The sequence below is a fragment of the Candidatus Merdisoma sp. JLR.KK006 genome (genome assembly GCF_036941035.1).
In the GTDB taxonomy this organism is placed as follows: Bacteria; Bacillota; Clostridia; order Lachnospirales; family Lachnospiraceae; genus Laedolimicola.
Window position 1 is genome coordinate 1 of the sequence record NZ_JAYMNS010000044.1, and the last position, 18063, is coordinate 18063.

General features: G+C 46.7%; 15 protein-coding genes. 12 read left to right on the forward strand and 3 right to left on the reverse strand.

From position 1 onward, the window contains the following. Positions 1–84 precede the first annotated feature (84 nt). Both VSQ61_RS21055 and VSQ61_RS21060 read right to left on the reverse strand, forming a co-directional pair. The gene (locus VSQ61_RS21055) at positions 85–747 is read right to left on the reverse strand and encodes a phosphatase PAP2 family protein (RefSeq protein ID WP_334346312.1); all 663 of its coding nucleotides are present in this window, start codon (positions 745–747) and stop codon (positions 85–87) included. A 148-nt stretch (positions 748–895) separates the two neighbouring features. After that, a complete protein-coding gene (locus tag VSQ61_RS21060) occupies positions 896–1819 on the reverse strand; it encodes a diacylglycerol/lipid kinase family protein (protein WP_334346313.1) in 924 nt (307 codons plus the stop codon). 219 nt (positions 1820–2038) lie between these two features. On the opposite strand from VSQ61_RS21060, the gene VSQ61_RS21065 reads away from it, so the two are divergent. Next, positions 2039–3190 carry an MFS transporter gene (locus VSQ61_RS21065; RefSeq protein WP_334346314.1) on the forward strand — a complete coding sequence of 384 codons (1152 nt, stop codon included), beginning with the start codon at positions 2039–2041 and terminating at the stop codon, positions 3188–3190. 5 nt (positions 3191–3195) lie between these two features. Here VSQ61_RS21065 and VSQ61_RS21070 read toward each other — a convergent pair whose 3' ends face one another. Then, positions 3196–3975 carry an O-fucosyltransferase family protein gene (locus tag VSQ61_RS21070; protein WP_334346315.1) on the reverse strand — a complete coding sequence of 260 codons (780 nt, stop codon included), beginning with the start codon at positions 3973–3975 and terminating at the stop codon, positions 3196–3198. 85 nt (positions 3976–4060) lie between these two features. On the opposite strand from VSQ61_RS21070, the gene VSQ61_RS21075 reads away from it, so the two are divergent. From VSQ61_RS21075 to VSQ61_RS21125, 11 genes are all read left to right on the forward strand, one after another. After that, complete coding sequence (locus VSQ61_RS21075) at positions 4061–7081, forward strand: fucose pyrophosphorylase domain-containing protein (RefSeq protein ID WP_334346316.1); 3021 nt, start codon at positions 4061–4063, stop codon at positions 7079–7081. 66 nt (positions 7082–7147) lie between these two features. Further along, entirely contained in the window at positions 7148–8371 is a 1224-nt protein-coding gene (locus tag VSQ61_RS21080; RefSeq protein ID WP_334346317.1) for a glycosyltransferase, read from the forward strand. Further along, positions 8364–9110, forward strand: coding sequence for a glycosyltransferase family 2 protein (locus VSQ61_RS21085; protein WP_334346318.1), 747 nt, complete (start codon positions 8364–8366; stop codon positions 9108–9110). The genes VSQ61_RS21080 and VSQ61_RS21085 overlap by 8 nt, the downstream gene beginning before the upstream one ends. An 80-nt stretch (positions 9111–9190) precedes the next feature. Then, positions 9191–10804 carry a DUF6056 family protein gene (locus VSQ61_RS21090; RefSeq protein WP_334346319.1) on the forward strand — a complete coding sequence of 538 codons (1614 nt, stop codon included), beginning with the start codon at positions 9191–9193 and terminating at the stop codon, positions 10802–10804. Beyond that, entirely contained in the window at positions 10801–11502 is a 702-nt protein-coding gene (locus tag VSQ61_RS21095; RefSeq protein WP_334346320.1) for a glycosyltransferase family 2 protein, read from the forward strand. Before VSQ61_RS21090 ends, VSQ61_RS21095 begins: the two co-directional genes overlap by 4 nt. Next, complete coding sequence (locus VSQ61_RS21100; RefSeq protein ID WP_334346321.1) at positions 11499–11891, forward strand: DUF2304 domain-containing protein; 393 nt, start codon at positions 11499–11501, stop codon at positions 11889–11891. The genes VSQ61_RS21095 and VSQ61_RS21100 overlap by 4 nt, the downstream gene beginning before the upstream one ends. A 58-nt stretch (positions 11892–11949) precedes the next feature. Then, a complete protein-coding gene (rfbD, locus tag VSQ61_RS21105) occupies positions 11950–12813 on the forward strand; it encodes a dTDP-4-dehydrorhamnose reductase (RefSeq protein ID WP_334346322.1) in 864 nt (287 codons plus the stop codon). Between the two features lie 34 nt (positions 12814–12847). Then, positions 12848–13807: a glycosyltransferase family 2 protein gene (locus tag VSQ61_RS21110; protein ID WP_334346323.1), complete on the forward strand. Its 960-nt coding sequence runs from the start codon at positions 12848–12850 to the stop codon at positions 13805–13807. Positions 13808–13887: 80 nt separating this feature from the next. Continuing rightward, the gene (locus VSQ61_RS21115; protein WP_334346324.1) at positions 13888–15120 is read left to right on the forward strand and encodes a putative hexosyltransferase; all 1233 of its coding nucleotides are present in this window, start codon (positions 13888–13890) and stop codon (positions 15118–15120) included. Then, positions 15113–15994: a putative hexosyltransferase gene (locus tag VSQ61_RS21120; RefSeq protein ID WP_334346325.1), complete on the forward strand. Its 882-nt coding sequence runs from the start codon at positions 15113–15115 to the stop codon at positions 15992–15994. Before VSQ61_RS21115 ends, VSQ61_RS21120 begins: the two co-directional genes overlap by 8 nt. Before the next feature lie 141 nt (positions 15995–16135). Continuing rightward, a complete protein-coding gene (locus tag VSQ61_RS21125; protein WP_334346326.1) occupies positions 16136–17845 on the forward strand; it encodes a hypothetical protein in 1710 nt (569 codons plus the stop codon). Positions 17846–18063 lie beyond the last annotated feature (218 nt).

Below are 18063 nucleotides of genomic sequence, written 5' to 3' on the forward strand. Positions count from 1 at the left end.
ATAAAAGGAGGGTGCCTAAAGTTCTTAGCACCCTCTTAATTTAATTATGCTGGTTATTCACTTATAAGCGGTGGCTGCTAAATCCTAAACCCCCACAGGTTTCCGCCTTCTGGAACGTACAAAAGAAAATTCCGTATGGTACACAAGCTGTTCCATTAAGACACCAAGAAGAATTCCGGATATCACATCCAAAACGGAATGCTGCTTCAAAAACATGGTAGATAAAACAATGGAAACCATCAGGAGGAAGGAGCCTCCCCGAATCCAAATATTTTTCCCAAGCTTTTGATTGTTGACAACAGCAATATGGGCCGCAATGGAATTATACACATGCAGGCTTGGGAAAATATTAGTTGCCGTGTCCGCCCGGTACAAAATTGAGATGGCAAAGGTAAAAATATTATGCCGCTCAAAGGATGCAGGTCTAAGCAAATGGCCGTTTGGATATATGGTAGATACAATCAGAAACAGCGTCATTCCCGTAAACAGGAAGATACAGTACTGATAAAATTCTCTTTTGTTCTTAAGCTGAAAAAATAAATAAGCAAGGACTGCAGGCACATACACAAACCATAGCAGGTAAGGCACGATAAACCCTTCCAAAAAGGGAATCCGGTCATCCAGCGCTGCATGGATCACATGGTAGGGCAGATTCGCCCGGCTTTCCAGCCATATGAACCAGGGCATGTAGATAAATGCATATAGCAAAACGAGAGAATGGTTATACTTGTGAAAAAACGCTTTCATTTCTCCATCTTCTTTCCTAAAAAATCTGATAAATATTATCATCATTCCGATAGAACAATAACACATCATATTTTTTCTGACAATAACCTTTATAATATATTAAGAAATTTTTTTGAAATTATGTGATTTTCCATAGCATTTATAAAGCTTAAGGATTTCCAGCAATGATAGTAAGGGCATTGGGAAGGCAGGAAATAGTGAGTACATCCTCCGGCGTATAAGGCTCTCCGTCCGCATGGAAGGGAAAAGGCTTTTCCGGACAGATTTCTAAAGTCTTCGTACGATACAGGTGGATTCCCCGGAAAATGGTATGTCTGCCAAAATAGGCAGTAGGGAACATGAGGGCAATAATCAGTTTGCTTAAGCCTTCCACCACGCAGACATCCAAAAATCCGTCATCCGCCCTGGCTTTTGGACACATTTTCAGACCGCCTCCCTCATAAGTACAGTTCAGGGCTGAGAGAAAATAAGTGCGTGGAAAATACAGCTTCTTGTGCTGATCCAGAGTGAGTCGGACAGGAGCCGGACGGAACAAAAGGATCTGCTTTAAAGCGATTCCCACATAGGTGAGTTTGCCAAGTCCAAATCGGTTCAGCATATTCTTGATTGGAGAGGCCAAAGCTTCCTGACAGACCGCAGCATCAAAGCCGCATCCGCAGCTCCCGGCGAAACGGCGGGAATAAGAACTATAGGAAATAAGACCTAAATCAATTTTTCGAAAATAAGAGGGATGCAGTACATTCTGCAGAGCAGCCTCCGGTGTGGAAGGGAGCTTTAAACTTCTGGCAAAATCATTGCTGGATCCAGTGGGAATGTAAGCGAAGGTGATTTTTGTAAAGTCACAAATACCGTCAACCACCTCATTCACTGTGCCGTCTCCGCCGACGGTAACAAGAGTCAGCTTTTCGCCCTGAGAAGTAATTTCCTTAGCCAGCTTTGTGGCATGATAACGGTAGGAGGTGAAGAATACCCGGTATTCCACCTGCTCCTGTTCCAGAATCCCTTCTACGATCTGCCAGACAGCCTTGCCTCTGCCGGAGCGTGAACTGGGATTGACGATAAAATAGTACATTTGGTTATCCCCCTCTTTTGTCTGCAGTATGAGTTCTGAAAAACAGATACTGCTCGTTACCTGTATGGACAGTATAACATTCACATTTTTGGGAAGCAAGCAAATTGAAAGAAAAGTCTGATTTTCATTGACAGAAGAGGAAATTTTCGCTATAATCCCGCATATTAAGAGACCATAAGAAAAGATGTAAAAGAAAGGAAAACCAAAGGAAGAGGGAGAATGAGAGGAAGACGGGGGCGCTTGACAGCAGTATGCTTTTTTATTTTGTTTTTGTTGGGATTTGAGGCGGGAGGATTTCAGATCTCCCTTCTGCAGATTGTAGAGACAGAAGGATTTTCGCCGGGGTTAAGCGGTGTTCTGGTATCCGGACAATATGGAGCCATTATTATTATGCCGCTGCTTGTGGGTGGTTTTGCAGATCGGAGGGGAAAGCGGAAGGTGTTGGCGGCCTCTTGTCTGTTCTTTGCCCTTGGCGCATTTGGAATGTCATTTTTCCATGCCTTTGGTGCGCTGATGCTCTCGGCCTTTGCTATTGGGACAGGCTACAGCGTCAGTGAAAGTATCGGATCGGCGCTGCTGGCGGAGGCTCATGGAGAAAAATCAGGAAAATATATGAACCTTTCCCAGTGCTTTTTCAGCTTAGGAGCTATGGTGAGCCCCCAGCTTTTGGAATTTGGAAGCAGGAGCTTTGGATGGAGTTATCAGAGTCTTTTCCGTATCTGCGCCGCTGCCGGGCTGGCTGCCTGTGTAAGTGTTATCGCTTTATCCGGAAAGGATACGGTACATATAACCTCTTTGCGGCAGGATGAGACACAGACTATAGGCAAAGAGATCCTTTATCTGGCAGCAGGACTGTTTGTCTATTCCAGCCTTGAGGGAGGCATCAGCTACTATATGGACAGCTTTGTCACAATGGAACTGCTGCGGCCGGAGCATGGGGCCAATATGCTGTCTCTCTTCTGGCTGTTTATGCTTGGAGGACGTGTGATTTGCGGAATGCTGTATCGGTATCGGCGTGTGCTCCTTGGAACCAGCCTGTTCGGAACGGCTGTCTTTTTGCTGCTTATAAGTATCTTTCCCTCTCTTGCCATGGGGTATGTCTGCTTTTCCCTGACAGGCTTCTGCCTGGCATCTATCTGGCCCAATCTGATGAGTCTTGCGGTAGAGGGCTATGCGGGCAATTCAGCACAGGCAGCAGGAATTATCTCTACAGGAGGCGGACTTGGTGCAGTTCTTTCCCCGCTTTTTCTTGGAGCGCTTATGGACGGTGCAGGACTTCGACCCGGCTTTGGAGTATTGGGAGTTATTGCCCTGGCCGGAATGCTGATCTGCAGGGGATACTATAAAACTATGGAAAGAAAAGCCTCTTAAAGCTCTTAGTCCCCGGCAATGACCTTTTCAATCCCCCCCATGTCAGCCGCCGTGTCGGTAAAGGAGCTCCAGTAGCTGCCGATAATCTTTCGGGAGGCGGCAAGACACCAGAGATCGATAAGGGCATCCTGCATGCCTTCAATAGAATCCCGATTCTGAACACGAAGCTCATTGCTGATAATCCGGCCGGGAAAGGTTTTTCTAAGAAAGGCTTCTTCCTTATTGTCATCTGTAGCAAGGAAAAAGCAAGTCTTAGGGTGAGCAGCCAACTCCTGCTTCATCAAAGCCACAAATTGCTCTGTAGTGCTCTTGCCCATAGAAACTGTATTATCCGTCCGTCGGATATGAACGCCTACACAGCGCTTCCCAAAGGAAGCAGTCATAAGATCAATGCGCTTCTGCAGAGGGGCGGCAGGTACATAAAAATGATAGTCATGGGAAGGATAAAAATGTTCCCAGGTGAAAAGATAGACGGGATTCTTCAGGCTCTCATAAAAGTCCTGATGAAGGATGCCGTCTGTTTTGTGATTGAGAATATCATCATTTCCAAAACGCTGTCTGGCAATAAGCTGATAAAAAAGCTTACGTGGATCCTTCAGAGAACGAATGTTGATGATTCGAATCTCTTTCACTGGTCGAAAGAGAGCTTCAAATGAGCAGTTAAGCTCCGGGCAGAGATACCAGAGCACAATGAGGCGCTCCCCTCTCTTTTTTGCCAATTCCCAAGCGGAATTAATCACTCGCATCCTATTGCATAAACCGCCGGAAGGTTGTATTATTAACATAGTGTGGTCTGCCTTTCTTTAAGAAATGGTACAAGTCTATCTTAGTATAACACAATTTTAAGCAGATGAAAACATGGGAGAAATCATGAAACCGCAGAAAATTAAAAATTTATTTTTGCGTCAGAGCTATCAGGACGCATGGGAAGAATATGAGAAATCTCTTGCAAAGAAATATTTTATCCGATGGGATTATGTGATTCTGACTGCCTCAAATGAGGAGCAGGCATCCGCTTATCAGGCACAGCTGGATGCAAGGCTGGAACAAGGGAGGCTTCCAAAGCAGACTGTTTACAAGGTGCTTCCGGATCCGGAAGGAAAGCGTGTAGGTTCCGGGGGCGCTACCTTCCATGTAATGAAATATATCAGTGAACAGTCAGAAGAGGAGCAGTGCTTCCGGAATAAGCGGATCCTGGTGATTCATTCCGGCGGCGATTCCAAGCGTGTGCCCCAGTATTCGGCCTGCGGCAAGCTGTTTTCCCCGGTGCCAAGGGAACTTCCCGACGGACACCGCTCTACTCTGTTTGATGAATTTATTATCGGCATGTCCGGAATGCCTGCCCGTTTTAAGGAAGGGATGCTGGTGCTGTCCGGAGATGTTTTATTACTCTTTAATCCTCTGCAGGTGGATGTGGCCTTTCGGGGAGCAGCAGCCATCTCAGTGAAGGAACTTGTGGAAACAGGGAAAGATCACGGTGTATTTTTAAGTGATTCCCAAGGATACGTAGGCAACTTTCTGCACAAGCAGAGTGTAGAACAGCTGCGCCGCCTTGGAGCTGTGAACAGACAGAATGCAGTAGATCTGGATACTGGAGCGATTTTGCTGGACTGCGATCTGCTGGAAAGCCTGTTTGGACTGATCGGCGAGAACGGCAAAGTGGTTTCGGAGAAATACGCCCGTTTTGTCAATGACAGAGCGCGCATCAGCTTTTATGGAGATTTTCTGTATCCTCTGGCATCCAGGGCTACACTGGAACGGTATTTGGAGGAAAAGGCGGAGGGGGAGATCTGCGAAGAACTATTGAATTGCAGACGGGCAATCTGGGAGGCTGTCAACTCATATTCTCTGAAGCTTCTCTGTCTTGCTCCGGCGCAGTTTATCCATTTCGGTACGACTGGGGAGCTGCTTAGGCTTTTGACTGAAGAGATTGATAATTATGAATTTCTGGATTGGAAAGGACAGATTTTCGGTGTGGAGGAGCATCCGGGAGCCTGTGCCTACAGCAACAGTTATATAGAAAAAAATACAAAGATTGCAGCTTCTTCATATATTGAGGACAGTTATATTTATGAGGGGACAGAGATAGGAGAAAACTGTGTGATCGCAGCAGTTACCTTAAGGGGAGAGCAGATTCCGGATCACACTGTACTGCACGGTCTGAAGGAGAAGGACGGAACCTTTGTGATTCGAGTTTACGGGGTAGGCGACAATCCGAAGGTGACACTGGAGGAAAAGGGCGCTTTTCTGGGGGGGACTCTGGAGGGGTTCTTAAAAGCGGCAGGCTTAAAGCCGGAAGAAGTATGGAAGGGAGAGCAGCATTATCTGTGGAATGCGGCTCTTTATCCGGTGTGTCAGACCATTGGGGAAGCTGTGGGCGCGGCTATGCTGATTCTGGATCTGGCAGCAGGAAAGACCCGGCAGGCAGAGACATACAGGAGAATGAAGCGGTTAAGCCTTCAGGAAAGCTTTGAGCAGGCAGATATTCGGGAAATAGCGGCATGGCAGGCCAAGCTGAATACTCAGGTGCGGATTACCCGTTTCCTTCTGGCGCTTAAGGAGCGAAAGAGTGTCAGGGAGGCAGCAGCGGTTTTTGGAAATCAGGGAATGACAGAGGCGCAGCTTGAGAAGCTGAAAGACATTGCAGAACAAGAAGAGTTTGGGATGCGCATGCGCCTTTACTACTATTTGTCAAAAATGACGAAAGGACATATAAGCGAGGAGCTTGAGGATACATGCTTCCGGTATATCTGTGACAGTCTGTATGATGCAAGTATTGGAAATGCACCTTTTGAGGAAGGGTATCACATAACCCGGGAAGAGGTTCAGGTGGAGCTTCCCGTTCGGGTGAACTTTGGCGGCGGCTGGTCTGATACGCCCCCTTACTGTAATGAACATGGGGGAACAGTGTTGAATGCGGCAGTGAGATTGAACGGGATTCTTCCGGTGGTAGTGACTGTGCGGAGGCTTGATAAGCCCTGTATCGCTCTGGCCAGCACAGACTCAGGCGCATATGAAGAATTTACAGATGTCAGGCGTCTTCAGAGCTGCAGGGATCCTTTTGATACTTACGCACTGCACAAGGCGGCACTTTTGGCCTGCGGCATTGTACCACTTACCAGAGCGGCAACACTGGAAGAGCTTTTGGAGAAACTGGGAGGCGGGCTGTATCTGTCCACGGCAGTAATGGGAATCCCCAGAGGATCCGGCCTTGGAACCAGCAGCATTTTGGCCGGGGCCTGCGTAAAAGCCATTTTTGAATATATCGGAAAAGATGTTACTGAGAATGAGCTGTATACCCATGTGCTCTGCATGGAGCAGCTTATGAGTACCGGGGGCGGCTGGCAGGATCAGGTAGGCGGCCTTACAAATGGAATTAAGCTGGCGGCCACCAGGCCAGGGCTTCTCCAGGAGATTCAGGTAGAACATCTGGCCATGCCCAAAGAGGCCATGGAAGAATTGCAGGAACGCTTTGTTCTGATCTATACGGGACAGCGCCGCTTGGCCCGGAATCTGCTCAGAGAGGTTGTGGGCGGCTATATTGGCTCCAATCCCAATTCCATAGAGGTTCTCTATGAGATTCAGCGCATGGCGGTGCTGATGAGGTTTGAGCTGGAAAAGGGAAATATTGACGGTTTTGCAGAGCTTCTGGAGCGCCATTGGGAGCTGTCCAGGCGACTGGATGGAGGAAGCACCAACACCTGTATTGACCAGATCTTTTTAAGCTGTCAGGATCTGCTGGCTGCGCGGATGATCTGCGGCGCCGGCGGCGGCGGTTTTTTGCAGGCAGTTCTTAAGAAAGGGCATACCAAGGAGGAGCTGCGTGCCCGGATTCGAAGCGTATTTCAGGACAGCGGCGTGGATGTATGGGACTGCGAGATTGTATTTTGACAGCATCCACCAGATGGTGCCTGGCATCCGTATGAGTGGGGGATGTCTGGCGGATGCGGAACTGGAATGGAGAATGGTTTGAAGGTAATGCAGATTAATACTGTGTGCGGCAACGGAAGCGTCGGCCGTATTACAGTGGATTTGATACAGGCTCTGGAGACAGAAGGGGATACCGGCCTGGCGGCCTTTGGCCGGAGAGAAGGCCCTTTGGGAATAAGCACGTATAAATTTGGAACAAATTTGGACATGGGAATTCATGTGCTCCATACCTTCTTTCGGGGGGAGCATGGTTTTGCCTCCAAAAAGCAGACAGGACACTTGCTGCAAAAGATTGAGGAATATGATCCGGATATTATCCACCTGCACAACATTCACGGGTTTTATCTGGATGTGGAGCAGTTGTTTGCTTATCTGAAAAAGTCAGGACGGCCTGTGGTGTGGACGCTTCATGACTGCTGGAGCTTTACGGGGCATTGTGCCCATTTTGATTATATTGGCTGTATGAAGTGGAAGACAGGCTGTGAGAGCTGTCCCCAATACAAGAGCGTCTATCCGTATGCTTTGTTCAAGGACAATTCGAAAGAGAACTACAGACGGAAAAAAGCAGCTTTTACAGGAGTGCCTCAGCTTACCATTGTAACTCCTTCCCAGTGGCTTTCCCTTCTGGTAAAGGAGTCTTATTTGAAGGAATACCCAGTTCGAGTGATTCCAAATGGAATCGCCCTTAATAAGTTCCATCCGGTGGATAAAGGACTTCGAAAACGCCTTGGCATGGAGAAAAAGTTTATTCTTTTAGGCGTTGCAGGTATGTGGGAAGAGCACAAGGGTTATGCTTACTTTGAGACTATTGCAGATCGGCTGGATGATTCCTGCCAGATTATTCTCATCGGTCTTTCCAGGCAAAAACTTAGAAAGCTGCATCCGAAGATTTATGGGGTAATGCGTACCAACAGTATGGAAGAGCTGGCAGAATATTATTCCATGGCAGATGTCTATGTGAATCCTACTTTGGAGGATACCTTTCCCACTACGAATCTGGAGGCGCTGGCCTGCGGGACGCCGGTAATTACCTTTGCCACAGGCGGAAGTGTAGAATCTGTGGATGAGGCCACAGGAAAGATTGTACCTAAGGGAGATACAGAGAAGCTTCTTCAGGCCATCACAGAGCTGCAAGGTGAGCCTTCTAAGGAAATGGCATGCCTTAAAAAGGCAGAAGGATATAATAAGGATGACAGGTTCCGGGAGTATCTTAGGCTGTACCGGGAGCTTTTGGAGGAAACAGATGCATAAGCCAAAGGTGTCCATTGTGACAACAACCTACAATGACAGGGAAAGCCTGAAAAAAACGATTTGTCAGATAAGGCAGCAGGACTATGATAATTTGGAATATATTATAGTAGACGGCGGTTCTGCTGATGGAACGCTGGAAGTAATAGGAGAAGCGAAAAAAGAGTTTGGAGAAAGGCTTTTGTGGGTTTCCGAACCAGATAAGGGCATTTATGATGCATTGAACAAAGGGCTTCGTATGGCATCGGGAGATATCTTGGGCTGTTGCTTTGATCAGTTTGCCAAAAGAGATGTAATATCTAAAATGGTGGAGGTAATCCTTCGGGAGGGCACAGACGGAGTCCACGGAGATCTGTGCTACATGGACGGAGAACGAGTGGTTCGCAAATGGCATCAGGGACAGGGGAAGATTCGCTATGGCTGGATGCCGGGACACCCCACCCTCTATCTGCGCCGTGAGGTATATGAGAAGTTCGGATATTACAAGACCGATTATCGAATCTCGGCGGATTATGAGTTTATGATTCGGATTCTGAAGGACGGACAGGTGAAGCTTTCCTATCTTCCGGAGGTTCTTGTGTATATGGCTCATGGAGGAACCAGCACCAACAGCCTGGGGGCTTATCTTAAAGGGATGAAGGAGGGACATCGGGCCCTTATTGAGAATGGGGTGAAAGCTCCATGTTTTACAGATCTGTGCAGAACCTTACGTGTACTTGCACAATTTGTTAAAAAGATGTAAACTACACAAAAGAAAAATGTTGGCGTCTGCTTTGAACAGTGATAAAGGACATAATGACAGAAAACAGAGGGTGATTAAAATTGGAACTGATTTATCAGATAACAAATGAGCTGTGGAAAAAAATTCTTAATTGGATGAAGGAAGAGAAGAACCAGGAACGGTTTTTATGGGTGTGTTTTGGAATCAGTCTGCTTCCGCTCCTGGCTTTAAGCTTTTTCAACCATCCTGTCATGGACGATTTCAATTACGGAATCCTGACTCACCGGGCTTTTATGGAGAATAAGGGACTAGGCTTTGTGATTCCTGTACTTCAGGCGGCTGTTCAGCGTTCTGTGAACCTGTGGCATAGCTGGCAGGGAACATTTAGCTTTGCTGTGATAGGAGCCCTGCGGCCTTCAATTTTTACGGAAAAGCTGACCTTTACCCATACTTTTATTTTATTGGCCCTGCTTATTACCGGAATGGTCTATTTTTCAAAGATTGTATTGCATCGGATTCTGGGCTTGTCCAGACATGCAGCCATGATTGTGGCGATTCTTGTTATGACTCTGTGCATTCAGTATGTGCCTGTGGGACTGGAGGCTTTTTACTGGTGGATCGGGAGCATTGGCTATACGGGACTTTTCGGCGTAATGCTGGTGCTGTTTGCCAAGCTGTTTTTAAGTAAATACGAAAAGCGCATTTCCGCAAAGCGCATGGCGGCGATGACTGCCCTGGCCTTTCTTCTGTCAGGCGGCATGTATCCGATTCTCCTTTTGACAGCCGTGCTTATGGTACTGAATCTGCTGGATATTCTGATTGGAAAGCAGTATGATAAGACCATGAAAATTCAGACAGCAGCCATGAATGTTATATTCTTTGCAGGTTTTATTCTGAATGTGGCTGCACCGGGGAACAGGCGCAGACAGTCAAATTTTGATCCGCGCACACCTCTAGAGGCTATATATAAATCCTATACCAAATCAATAGATTATCTGTTTGAATGTACCAATGTGATCATTGCGCTGGTGATGATTGGCTTGTTTGTCTATATGTTGTACAAGCTTAAGGATACGAAGTTTTCCTTCCGCTGCCCTTTTATGTTTACTCTGGTAAGCTACAGTATGGTGGTGGTTATGTGGGTGCCGGCTATCTATGCTGTGCGCTTTATCTCTGGCGGGCGTTACTATAATATTCTCTATTATGGAGTTATTATGTTCTATACAGCCAACGTTATATATTATGCAGGCTGGCTCCGCCGCCAGTACGAAAAGTGCGGGACACAGGTACAAAAGCTTATCAGGGATGCGGCTCCGGTGCTGATGGGCGTGCTGGGGATCTTCTGTGTGGTTCTTGGATTTTTGAAAATCAATATTGTGACAGATTTAGAGGAGATCACTTCTGCAACGGCTCTCAAATCCATGGTTTACGGGGAGGCTCAGGTGTACCATCAGGAGATTAAGGAGCGTGAGGCAATGTATAACGACCCGAACATCCGGGAAGTGGAAGTAGAGGAAGTCACTTATCGTCCGGAACTTCTGTATTTCGGAACGCTGACTCCGGATCCGGATGAGAGCCGGAATCAGGCTATGTGTGACTATTATGATAAGGATTATATGGTAAAGCTTGTCCCGGAAGAGGAAGAAGGAGCTGAAGAAGAAGCCAGTGAAGAAACCGGGGATAGTGAAGACGCCGAAAAGGGAGAAGATGAATGAAATGTCTGGTGATTATTCCGGCATACAATGAAGAAGACAATATTGTTCGTGTGATTGAGAAGCTGAAAGAGAATTACTCCGCTTATGATTATATTGTGATCAATGACGGATCTTCGGATAATACGGCAGGGCTCTGCCGGAAAATGGGTTATGAGCTGGTTGACCTTCCGGTAAATCTGGGGCTGGCCGGAGCCTTTCAGACAGGGCTTAAATATGCTTACCGCAAGGGCTACGATTACGCCATCCAGTTTGATGCGGACGGGCAGCATCGGCCGGAATTTATTGGCTCTATGTTGGACAAGATTCAGGAGGGATATGATATTGTTATCGGCTCCCGTTTTGTGACAGAGAAGAAGCCTCATTCCATGCGGATGCTTGGAAGCAACCTGATTTCTCTGGCAACCAGGCTGACCACGGGACGAAAGGTCAAGGATCCCACCTCAGGCATGCGTATGTTCAATAAGAAAATGATTGCAGAGTTTGCTCTGAATCTGAACTATGGCCCGGAGCCGGATACCATTTCCTACCTGCTGAAGCAGGGAGCCACAATTGCAGAGGTACAGGTAGAGATGGATGAGCGGATTGCAGGGGAGAGCTATTTGAACCTTTCCCGATCTGTAATGTATATGCTGCGGATGCTGCTGTCCATTCTGTTTATTCAGAACTTTCGAAAGCGCAGGGAGGTGAAAGGTAGATGACACCCATATTTCGTATTCTTTTGATTGTGGTGTCTTTGATCACCACCTATTATATCTTAAAAAGAATCCGTCAGTCCAAGCTGCAGATTGAGTATGCTATTTTCTGGATTCTTTTTTCCGGGGTATTGATTGTATTCAGTCTGTTTCCCTGGCTGGTATCCATGTTTACCAGATTGATCGGGATGCAGCTTCCGGTAAATTTTATCTTCCTGTTGTTTATCTTTGTGCTGATGGTGAAGCTTTTCTTTATGACCATTGAGCTGTCTACTCTGGAGAATAAGGTCAAGGATCTGACACAGGAGCTTGCTTTAGAGGAAAAGGAACGTCGGGATGAGCAGAAAAGGCTGTTGGAAGAAACAAAGCCAGGAAACGAAGCAGAACAGAAATAGATATGAAACAGCAGCATATAAAAGGCTGCAAAACTGGAATAAGAATAAGGAGAGAGTGATGAAAAAGATTATGGTTACAGGTTGCAATGGGCAGCTTGGGAGGGCGATCAATCAGCAGTATGCAGGAAGTGCGGAATATGAGTTGATTAATACAGATGTGGGAGAGCTGGATATCACAAAGGTGGAGGATGTGCTGGCTTTTACCCGGGAGGTGAAGCCTTATGCCATCATTAACTGTGCAGCATACACCAATGTGGATAAGTGTGAGACAGAGGTTGATCTGGCCTATAAGATCAATGCTGTCGGAGCCCGAAATCTTGCCATTGCCGCAGCAGATGCGAAGGCGAAGCTGATGCATGTTTCCACGGATTATGTGTTTCCGGGGGATGTGTGTGAAAAGCCCCTGACAGAATTTGACACACCTGCGCCCAAAAGTATGTATGGGGCTACCAAGCTGGCAGGAGAGCAGTTTGTCAGGGATTTTGCGGAAAGATTTTTCATTATCCGGACAGCATGGCTCTATGGGGACGGCCACAATTTTGCCAAGACCATGCTGAAGCTTTCGGAAACCAATGATACCATCGGAGTTGTGATGGATCAGGTGGGAACACCTACCAGTGCACAGGAGCTTGCGAAGGCTGTTAAGTACCTGCTTCCTACGGATAACTATGGACTGTTCCACGGTACTTGCGAGGGTGATACCAACTGGGCGGAGTTTGCAAAGACAGTCCTGAGGCTGGCAGGAAAGAGGACAGAGATTGAGCCGATTACCTCACAAGAGTATAAGCGCCGCTTTCCGGCATCTGCGGATCGGCCGGCTTATTCCATTTTAGAGAATTATATGCTGAAGCTGACGACGGATTTTACTTTTGCTCCCTGGCAGGAAGCTGTTGAGGTATATATGAAGGAGCTGTTGGGATAGAGTCAGGCCAGATTACAAGAAGGAGAAATACCTGATGACGGGAAATGATATTTTATATTTGGTGATCCCCTGCTACAATGAGGAAGCAGTTCTGCCGGAGACGGCAAGACAGCTTCTTGAAAAAATGGATTCCTTGATTGAGCGGAACATGATTTCAAAGGAGAGTAAAATCATGTTTGTAAATGACGGCTCTAAAGATCGGACCTGGGAATTGATAGAGGAGCTTCATGGCTCCAATCCCATTTATTCCGGTGTGAAGCTTTCCCGAAATAAGGGACATCAGAATGCGCTTCTGGCAGGACTTATGACAGCCAAGGAGAAAGCAGATATGACCATATCATTGGATGCGGATCTGCAGGACGATATCCATGTGATAGATCAGATGGTGGAGAAGTATTATACAGGAAATGATGTAGTTTATGGGGTGCGGAGCGCCAGAAAGACGGATACCTTCTTTAAGAAATTTACGGCTCAGAGCTTTTACAAAATGATGCAGGCTATGGGAGTGGACATAGTTTATAACCATGCGGACTATCGGCTGATGAGCAGGCGTGCATTGGAGGGACTGGAGGAGTTTAAGGAAGTCAATCTGTTTTTGCGGGGGATTGTGCCATTAATCGGCTATCCATCCGATGTGGTGACTTATGAGCGGCATGAACGCTTTGCAGGAGAGTCTAAGTATCCTTTGAAGAAGATGCTTTCCTTTGCAACGGATGGGATTACTTCCTTTAGCATTAAGCCGATTCGCATGATTACTGTGTGTGGATTTTTAATTTTTATTATGAGTATTTTGATGCTGCTCTATTCTCTGGCGGTTCACTTTACGGGACATACCATTCATGGATGGACGAGTATGATTGTATCCATCTGGGCCATTGGCGGATTGCAGCTTTTGGCTATCGGCGTTGTAGGTGAGTATATAGGAAAGATTTATCTGGAAACCAAGGAGCGTCCCAAGTTCATTATTGAGAAAATACTGGATGAGAAAGTTTAAGGCGTTGGGAAATTGATTTAGACAGCGGTGTACTGACCGGATATTGCAAAACAGGAATAGAGGTTTATATGGAGAAGCTTTTGAAAAAATATCAGCTGGATTGGGCAGATATTGTGTATGTGGCAGCAATGACTGTGATTGGATTAGCTATCAGGGGGATTCTGCGTGTAGTGACAACCATGGACTGGGAGATGTATTGGGGGCCATGGATTTCGGATTTGAAAGAGATGGGATTTTCCTACCTTGCTACGGACCGATATGATTATGCACCTGCATTTGTCTATATTTTGTGGGTAATCAGCAAGCTGCCCATCAATCCCATGACCGGCTATAAGGCGATTCATATTGGGCTGGATTTTGTGGCGGCAGCAGTGATGGGAAAGCTGGTAATGGAAACTACAGGGAGTAAGGCAAAGAGCTATTGTGCCTATGGTTTGATGCTGATTGTGCCTACCATCTGGGCGGACAGCGCCCTTTGGGCTCAGTGCGATATTATTTTTATGCTCTTTATCCTCCTGTGCTTTTATTATCTGTTTCGGGAAATGCCAAATCGGGCCATGTTTTTCTATGGGCTGGCCTTTGCCTTTAAGTTGCAATCTTTGTTTATCTTTCCTTTTTTTGTGATTCTCTGGGTGAATAAGAAGATTAAGATTCAGCATTTTCTGTGGCTTCCGGGTTTATATTTTCTAAGTATTATTCCTGCTTGGATTGCCGGGCGGCCGTTGATTGATTTGATTAATATTTACATGGCTCAGGGAGCCCAGGATGTGTGGTCCCTGTCCATTAAGTGGGCCAATATCTATCAGATTATCGGAAATCAGTATTTCCTTTTGGAGTATGCCACGGCAGGAACCTGGCTTATTCTGGGGATCCTTATGTGCGTGATGTTCGCCATGGCCCAGAAGCGCTACCGGATTACCAATGAGTTTATTGTGCAGATGGCGCTGTTCTTTGCCATTCTTACACCGTATTTCCTGCCCCATATGCATGAGCGGTATGGCTGTCTGGCGGATATTCTGGCAGTTCTTTATGCTATGATGAACCGGAAGCGGTTCTACATTCCGCTGGTACAGATCCTGATATCCTTTAACTGCTATATGGCCTATCTAAGCCATCTGGGTTCCAACGAGCCTTCCATATATTATGGGGTATGGGCGCTGATAGAGCTGGGCCTGTTAGTGATAGTGGGACTGGATATGTGGAATTATATGAAAAATCCGGAAAATCAAATTCCTATGGAGGCGGTCTTAAGTGAAAAAGCTTCTCCTGAGCAAAGGGATGGAATGCGGGGGAGGGGACAGTTGCATGGATGAGTTTTTAAGGAATCTCATTGTGAGAAAATGGAAAATCGGTAATTTGGAATTTACCTTTTTGGATGCGCTTTTAGCAGTCTGCATCACGGGAACCGGGGTGATGTTGCGGCTGGCTGTAATAGAATATACGGTGACTGATACAGCAAAGCTGATTGCCATAATGATGGATTGGCTTCTGGCAATACTCTGCGGTGTTATGGTGTATGATTATACGGAAAGCCGGAACCGGGCGTTTCTTACTTATGCGGTTATGGTGATTTATCCCACTTTGATAGCTAACAGTGCTCTGTGGGGAAAAAACAGCAGCTATTATTTGTATTTTCTTTTTTTTGGTGTGTACTGCTATGGAAAAGGGGAAAAATGGCGGGGGATTATCTCAATGGCTGTTGCTGCTGTCTTGGCTGCGGTGCGGTTTGAACCAAGCTATAAGACTCTAAATCTTGGGTGGCCTAATTTCTACGAAATTATTGGAAAAGAAATGTTTGTGGATCTCTACAATCAGGTGTCTGTCCTCTGTCTGTGCGGAATTCTTTTTACTATGGCTTATACTTTGGTGAAAAGAAAGACAGCCATAACGAAAGATATAACATTGCGCCTGTTCCTTTTTCTGGCACTGCTCATTCCCTATCTGGCGCCGTCCATGCCGGCCTGGGCCGGTCTTACGGCAGATATTGCCGCTCTTTTGTACTGCATGCGCTGGCCCAAAAAGTTTTATGTGCCTATGCTGCATTTGATTGTCTCCTACAGCGCCTATGCCAATGCAATCAATGGAGAGACAAAGCTTCCCATGGTGCTGTACGCAGTAATTTTGCTGGCACTGCTGATGGATACGGGAGCAGAGCTGTATAGGGAAATAACAGCAGAAAACGGCTGACGGCGTGCTATACTGTATAAAAAAGTAATATTTATGGTGAAAAAAATGCCCGAAACCATTGAACAGTGCTAAAATGATTTTGTGTTATCATAAGCTTTTCAATAATGCTTTGAAGTATAGAGCTATGAGGAGGAATGTGAATTGGAACAAAAGAAAAAGGGTTTTAGGATTCCATGGCCGTGGAGCCTGATTCTTGCCATTGTATTTGTAGTTGGGGCAGGATATTTTATCGGGTATCTTTGGAGCTTTCTGCTGGCGCTGGGGTTCTCGGCGTGGCAGAGGAGGAATAATCCGGATATGCCTGAGGGCGGTTACTGTCTGGAGAAAACCAGAAAACGCCTGTCTTCTCTTGGAATAGCAGTGATTGCACTGTTTTTGGGATTCTGTGTGGCTGTTTACATATGGATGACACTTCAAGAGGATCGCTCTTACTGGGAGTCTATGGAATATGTAAAGCTGGCGGTAGGGGGAGCTGGAGGTCTGGCGCTTCTTCTGTGTGGAATTTATACGGCATACACATCTGTGCGTGATGCTTTCTGGCCGGAAAAGAGTACTCTTGCCCGTTCCATCCGTTCCCAGCTTCCTTATCCGGATTCTGCGCCGGGAGTGAAAGAACTCTTTGCCATAGTGGATAAGGACATTCGGGAGAACGGCCAGTGGTTTGACAAGGTTGCTGTGGGAAAGGAATGGGTTCTGGGAGATATGGCAAGCTACATACCACGCATTCGAGTGTTTTCCGGGAGAGATGAGATTCGTACACATAGAAGTCAAAGTCATACAAACACCTCTCGGATTCTGGAGCTTCATATATTGGATGACCGCAAGCAGCACCTGATTATGAATATGGGCAACCCGAGAGAGCTTCAAGCCCTTCTGGACTGTATTTCTCTTCGGGCGCCGGATGCTTTGCGCAGGCCTTATAATGAGTTTGGCAAGTGGCAGGGAAAGTCCGATATGGAGTGGGAGAATATGCTCCGTGAATATCGGGTGAAGCAGGGCAACCGGGAAATGGCAGCCTTTCAACCGAGGAAACAGGATGCCGCTGTCAATCAGAATATGACCCTTACCGGGCCGGATGGCAGCGTAACTTCAAGGGTGACACCGGATTTGATTCATCAAACTCTGCTGAAATGCTTAAGAGATGGAGAGGGAACCCTTTCGCTGGTTCCGGGATGCCCCATAGAGCAGTACAATGTCCGCTATGTGGAATTGGAGTGCTTTGCCACTTTTTATGAGGACCTGGAAGGTATAGAGGAGCCGTCTGCGGAGGATATGATAGAGCTGGGAGAGGCGGAGCTGTTTTTAAAAACCACAGCTACGGGAGAGGCGGGAAAAAATCTCTATTCCGGCCATGTTCTGGAGACGGATATCCGGACAGCAGAAGAGATTTTGAAAGGCTGGTTTCAAGGTGTAATTCCCAACATGAAAGGGTGGCAGGCCACCCCTATGTGGGAGAAGAAAGAGCAGGAGAAAAGGAGGGAGGTTCCGCCGCCCCATCTTGCGCTTATGTCCCCTTCCGGAGTATTTCAGAGTCACGATCGGTTTACCATAGAGGATGTTGAGGTTGCATCAGAGGGACTGGTGGACGGAAGCTATCAGATGGTAGAGCTGGTCCTGACAGGCGGTTATCTGCTGATGCGGATAGACGGAGGAAATAAGATGGACGGCCGCTGCACCGTAACGGTTACAAGGCCGGACGGAGCGACGTTGCGTTTCTTTAAAAATCAATGTACCCACAGGCAGGCGGCAGCCTGGCTCCTGGAGTTTGCACAGGGAAAATTTGCGCCGAACTGGAATGAATGGAAGGATTGTACCAGACAGGCGGAACGAGATATGGCCCATAAAAAATAATTATATATAAATGCGGAACTGGAATAGTCCAGCCAAGAAATGTCAAGTGTTTTAAGAAATATTTTATGCTGGACGGTAAAGTCGCAAAGGCACACGAGAGGAACTTTCATGAGTGCCCTTTCGAATGAAAGTTTCTCTCATTACAGGTGTGCCGAAGTGACTTTACCCTTTAGTACCGTAGCGTAGCAACTTAATCAGTAATATCCCACCAATGCACA